Source organism: Streptomyces sp. NPDC054841, assembly GCF_053611045.1.
The window spans coordinates 1-6015 of sequence record NZ_JBSGZO010000323.1 but is presented as its reverse complement, the minus strand read 5'-3'; the positions used below and the strand labels follow the sequence as shown (position 1 = coordinate 6015).

Annotated in this window: 3 protein-coding genes; 1 reads left to right on the top strand and 2 read right to left on the bottom strand. The window is 70.8% G+C overall.

The features are described from left to right. Positions 1 to 77: 77 nt before the first annotated feature. Entirely contained in the window at positions 78 to 1292 is a 1215-nt protein-coding gene (gene serB, locus ACWGI8_RS31400; protein WP_453666069.1) for a phosphoserine phosphatase SerB, read from the bottom strand. A 225-nt stretch (positions 1293 to 1517) separates the two neighbouring features. Continuing rightward, on the bottom strand, positions 1518 to 3188 hold the full coding sequence (locus ACWGI8_RS31395; RefSeq protein WP_453666067.1) for a streptophobe family protein: 1671 nt from the start codon (positions 3186 to 3188) through the stop codon (positions 1518 to 1520). Between the two features lie 233 nt (positions 3189 to 3421). Between ACWGI8_RS31395 and ACWGI8_RS31390 the strand changes: the two genes are divergently transcribed. Then, on the top strand, positions 3422 to 5977 hold the full coding sequence (locus tag ACWGI8_RS31390; protein WP_453666065.1) for an FHA domain-containing protein: 2556 nt from the start codon (positions 3422 to 3424) through the stop codon (positions 5975 to 5977). Positions 5978 to 6015 lie beyond the last annotated feature (38 nt).

The following is a 6015-nucleotide window of genomic DNA, read 5'->3' as shown; positions in this document are numbered from 1 at the left end:
CGTACCGGGGCCGGGTTCGTGCGGTTCCTGCGCGCCCAGTTCCTGTCCGGCCCAGGGCCTGTCTTCCGGATCAGGCCCTAGTCCTCGTGGACGTCCGCCGCCTCCACCTCTTCACGGGTGACCCCGAGCAGATAGAGCACGGCGTCCAGGAAGGGCACGTTCAGCGCCGTGTCCGCGGCCTTCCGGACCACCGGCTTCGCGTTGAAGGCGACTCCGAGACCCGCCGCGTTCAGCATGTCCAGATCGTTCGCGCCATCGCCGATCGCCACGGTCTGGGCGAGCGGTACGCCCGCCTCCGCCGCGAACCGGCGCAGCAGCCGAGCCTTGCCCGCCCGGTCCACGATCTCGCCGACGACCCGCCCGGTGAGCTTCCCGTCCACGATCTCCAGCGTGTTGGCGGAGGCGAAGTCCAGCCCGAGACGCTCCTGGAGGTCATCAGTGACCTGTGTGAACCCGCCGGAGACGACGCCGACTTGGAAGCCGAGCCGCTTCAGCGTACGGATCAGGGTGCGGGCGCCCGGGGTGAGCCGTACCTCGGTACGCACCTTCTCCACCACCGACGCGTCCAGGCCCGCCAGCAGCGCCACGCGCGCGTGCAGCGACTGCTCGAAGTCCAGCTCCCCGCGCATCGCGGCCGCCGTCACCTCGGCGACCTGCTCCTCGCACCCGGCGTGCGCCGCGAACAGCTCGATCACCTCGTCCGTGATCAGTGTGGAGTCCACGTCCATGACGACCAGCCGCTGGGCCCTGCGGTGCAGCCCGGCCGAGACGACCGCGACATCCACACCGATCTCCGCGGCCTCGGTGGCGAGTGCGGTGCGCAGGGGCTCGGTCTCGCAGCCGGACACCGCGAACTCCACAGCGGTCACCGGATACTTCGCGAGCCGGAAGATACGGTCGATGTTTCCGCCGGCGCCGGTGATCCTGGCCGCTATGGCCGCGGTGGACTCGGCGGTGAGCGGGTGCCCGAGGACGGTGACATGGGAGCGGCCACTGCCGCGCGGCCGGTTGTCACCGATGCCCGAGATGATCTCGGCCTGCATCTTCAGTGACTCGGCCCAGCCGTGCACGGTCGCGCGCAGCTCGCCCTCGGTGCCGGCGGTCGGCTGCGTGACGAGCGCGCACAGGGTGATGCGGCCACGCGTGACGACCTGCTCGATGTCGACCACGTCGACGGAGTAGGCGGCGAGGGTGTCGAAGAGCCCAGCGGTGATCCCGGGACGGTCCTTCCCGAAGATCTTGACGAGGAGGGTGGGGACGTCGGTGGCCTGTGGGGGCTGCGATGCGCTCATGGTGTCTCCACCGTATCGGGCACTCCGTGCCACGCGCCGCCCCGTCCCGCTTACCGGACAGCTCGGCCTCCGGCATGGTGTACGCCCGCCGTCCGGCAGCTGACGTTCGGGTGTCGCACGGTGTGCGGGCAGTCGTTCGCCGCGGGTACCTCCCCGGCGAAGGCCTGGGGCAAAGGCGGGTGGGCAGAACTCCCCACCGGATCGTCGCCGCCCGGGTGCCGCTCCTCAGCGGTGCGTCCGCGGCACCCCCGGAGGCGGCGGCTCATCAGGCGGCCTGTCCTGCGGACCGTCCCAGGACGGCCTCGGCGGCGGACACGGCGGCAGCACCGGCCCCGCGACCGTCGGCGCCCCATGCACCCCATGCACCCCGTCCCCGCCCTCCGGCAACCGCAGATACGGGTTCGTATCCGCGTTCGGCGGGCGATACGGAACCGAGGGCCGGTACGGGCCCTCCAGCAGTGCCGGGACCGTCGGCCGGCCCACGGCGAACGGCGCCGCACGACGCCCCGCCGCCCCCACCCCGTACGCCACCAGTGCCCCCAGACCGCCCGCCGCCGCGCCCCACACCGCTCCCAGCACCAGCGCCGTCCCCGGATGCCCGTGCAACTCGATCCCGGCCCCGAACGCGTCGAACCCGAGCACCGAGAGCGACGCGTCCGCCGACACCCCCGTCAGTACGACCAGCAGCGGCAGGGCGACCGCCGTCACCGCACCCAGTGCCACCGCACACCGACCCGCGAACCCCGCCGCCCCGACCCCGCCGGCCCGCGGCGTACGGACCGCCGTCAGCACACCGGCGCACAGCATCATCAGCGCGCACGCCACCGCCAGCAGCCACACCCGCCCGTCGAGCTCCGCCAGCCGCCCGACGGTCACCGGCTCGTCGGCCGAGACCCGCAGCAGCTCGTCCAGCGGATCCGGCAGCAGCTTCGCCAGCTCACCGGTCGCCGTGCCGTCCCACGGCACGAAGAGACCCAGCGGGACTCCCAGCCACACGCCGTTCGGCGTGCCGAGCAGCGCCGCGCCGCCGATCCTTCCCGGATGCTTGTCGCCGGTCGCCGCGTACGCCGCCGCCGCGGCCCCCGCCGCCACCGCGACCAGCAGCACCGTCACCAGCGCAGACACCGCCGGCCGCACCAGCCGGTGCAAAGCCTCCCAGCCGCGCGGAAGCGGCGTACGGCGCGAGGCGAGCAGCGCGACGAGGAGCACGCCGAGCACCCAGAACAGCCCGCCGGCCAGCGAGTCCGCGGTGTCGACGGTGAAACCGACCGACGCCTTCGCCTGCACCAGATCCCCGAGCCGGTCGGGCAACAGCCCCCCGATGTCACCGATGTCCCCGATGTCCCCGAGCCCCGGCACCTCGATCCCGCCGCCCGCGCCCCCGTCACCGCCTCCGCCAGGCAGGTCGTCAATTCCCAGCGCGCTTCCGTCGAACGTGATGACGTCATGGCCCGCCCACGCCAGCCCGCCGACCACGCCGAGGAACAGCGCCACCAACACCCCGGCCCGCGCCGCCAGTTCCGTGTCCCACAGATACGCCCCCGCCGTGCGCAGCGAGCGCAGGAAGAAGTGGGCGAGCAGCAGAGCCCCCACCAGACTCACCCCGAGTGGCGTGATGTCGACGGCCGTCGAGGCCTCCGCGCCGTCGAGGCCGAACACGGACACATCGCCCGACGGCGTGACGGATCCTCCCACCGCGAGCACCGTCAACGCCGCGGTCATCGGCCCCAGTGAGCCGCTCGCGTCCGCGCCCAGCAGGTGCAGTCCGAGTGCGGCCGTGCCTGCCATCCCGGCCATCGCCCAGCTCACCGCGGCGATTGAGGCGAGGAACACATCGCCCCACGGCACACCGCCGTGCACACCGGTCTTCGGGACCCCGTCGCTGCTCGCCGCCATCAGGACCCCCCGATCCGCGCCGACTTGTCCCCTTCGTGCATGATCCGTGTGCACTCATGGGTGCTTACCACTCTCCGGGCGTGTTTCTCCTCAGTCAACGGCGCATCCGCAGAACGCTGAACGCCGTCTTCACAAGGCCCGGCTTTCGGATACGGGACCGGGCCTGAAATAGTTCCTCACGATGTTCGCCATCCCTAGACTCCCTGTGAGGGGGGTACCTCGGGGGACAACTAGTGGGGCATGGAGTGCCGGAACTCGTACTGGAATTGAACGGAAGGACCTGGACCCTCGATCCGTCCAGGTCGTACACCCTCGGCCGCGATCCGCAGGGTGACCTGGTGATCGATGACGCCAGGGTCTCGTGGCGGCACGCCACGATCAGCTGGGGCGGCCGGAGTTGGGTCATCGAGGACCACGGCAGCACCAACGGCACGTATGTGCAGGGTCAGCGGATCCATCAGATGGAGATCGGCCCCGGATCCGCGGTGCACCTCGGCAACGCCACCGACGGCCCGCTGCTGAGCCTCTCCGGCGCCGCGGCCGGCGCGTACAGCGCACAGGCCGCCGCCCCGCAGCAGGCCGCCGCCCCGCAGGCCGCGGCGGCCCAGCAGGCCCCGGCCCAGCAGCCGCAGCAGTGGCAGCAGCAGGCCGACCCGGCCCCGCAGCAGAACTGGCAGCAGCAGGCTCCGGCCCAGCAGCAGGCCCAGATTCCGCACCAGCAGGGCCCTGACGAGCGGTTCGCGCAGCAGACCCCGGGCCAGGCGCCCCCGGTGTACGGAGACCGGAGCCCGACCACGTTCCACCAGTTCTCGCTCGGCCGCGTCATGCGTATCGGCCGTGCGCTGGAGAACGAGCTCGTGGTTTCCGACCTTCAGGTCTCCCGCCACCACGCCGAGTTCCACGCGACGCCCGACGGCCGTTTCGAGATCCGCGATCTCGGCTCCCACAACGGCACGTACGTCAACGGCCAGCCGCTCGCCAAGTCCGGCTCTGCGCTCATCGGTCCGAACGACATCGTCGGTGTCGGTCACTCGACCTTCCGGCTCGTCGGTGACCGGCTCGAGGAGTTCGTCGACACCGGCGAGGTCTCCTTCTCGGCCCGCCACCTCACGGTGACGGTCGACGGCGGCAAGCAGATCCTCAAGGACGTTTCCTTCGGCGTCCCGGAGAAGTCGCTGATCGGCGTCATCGGTCCGTCCGGCTCCGGAAAGTCGACGCTGCTCAAGGCGCTCACCGGCTACCGTCCTGCCGACCAGGGTGACGTCCTCTACGACAACCGCAGCCTCTACAAGCAGTTCGCCGAGCTGCGCCAGCGCATCGGTCTGGTCCCGCAGGACGACATCCTGCACAAGGAGCTGACCGTCCAGAAGGCGCTCAGGTACGCGGCGAAGCTGCGATTCCCCGGCGACACCGCCGCCTCCGAGCGCGAGGCCCGGATCGACGAGGTCCTGCGCGAGCTCAAGCTCGACATCCACAAGGAGAAGAGGGTCACCTCCCTCTCCGGTGGCCAGCGCAAGCGTGTCTCCGTCGCCCTGGAGCTGCTGACCAAGCCGTCGCTGATCTTCCTGGACGAGCCGACCTCCGGCCTCGACCCGGGCATGGACCGGGACGTCATGCAGCTGCTGCGCGGCCTCGCCGACGACGGCCGTACGGTCCTTGTGGTCACCCACTCCGTGGCCGAGCTGGGGCTCTGCGACAAGCTGCTCGTCATGGCGCCCGGCGGTTCCGTGGCGTACTTCGGCCCGCCGGAGGAGGCGCTCAATTTCTTCGGCTACACCACCTGGGCCGATGTCTTCTCGGCGTTCGAGAACTACCGCGACTACGACTGGGCGGGCCGCTGGAAGGGCTCGCAGCACTACCAGATGTACGCCGCGGACATCGACGCCGTTGCCGCCCAGCCGGTGCAGATGCCGCCTCAGGCGATGGCCAAGCCGCCGAAGCCGCAGGGCTGGGGCTCCCAGCTCTGGACGCTCATCCGCCGCTACAGCTCGGTCATCGCGTCCGACAAGGGCTTCATGGGCCTGATGGTGATCCTGCCGGCCGTCCTCGGCGTGGTCTCGGTCGTCATCCCGGCCGACTTCGGCCTCGCCCCGCCCACCCCGCCCTCCCGGTTCAACGGCGACGCCGGCACGATCATGCTGATCCTCGCGGTCGGCATGTGCTTCTCGGGCGCCGCCAACTCCGTACGAGAACTGATCAAGGAACGGGTCATCTACGAACGGGAGCGGGCCACCGGCCTGTCCCGCTCGGCGTACCTGATGTCCAAGGTGATCGTCCTCGGCGTGATCACGGCCATCCAGGGCGTCATCATCTGCGCCATCGGCTTCGCCACCCGCGAGCTGCCCGAAGAGGGCCTGATCATGCCGCCGGCCGTCGAGCTCTGCGTCACGATCATCGCGCTCGGCTTCACGTCGATGATGTTCGGTCTGGTCATCTCCTCGCTGGTGAAGACCGCCGAGAAGACCATGCCGCTGCTGGTCATGTTCGCGATCGTCCAGGTCGTCTTCACCGGCATCCTCTTCCAGGTGTACGGCTCGCCCGGCCTGGAGCAGTTCGCCTGGCTGATGCCGTCCCGCTGGGCCATCGCCGGTGCCGGCGCGACCCTCGACCTCGCGCACCTCATGCCGCCGTGGGACCGGGAGAACCCCCAGGACCTGGACCCGCTGTGGGAGCACACGGCCGGCCAGTGGGGGATCAACATCACCATCCTGCTGCTCATCGGCATCGCCTGCGGCTTCGCGGTGGCGCGTCTGCTGCGCCGCCACGAGCCCGAGGTCATGCGCAAGTAACCCCGTACGCGAAAACGCCGCAGGGCGGCACCCGGATC

Excerpts from the sequence above, each read along its gene's own strand:
- serB (WP_453666069.1), bottom strand. The coding sequence starts at position 1,292 with ATGAGCGCATCGCAGCCCCCACAGGCCACCGACGTCCCCACCCTCCTC.
- ACWGI8_RS31395 (WP_453666067.1), bottom strand. The coding sequence starts at position 3,188 with ATGGCGGCGAGCAGCGACGGGGTCCCGAAGACCGGTGTGCACGGCGGT.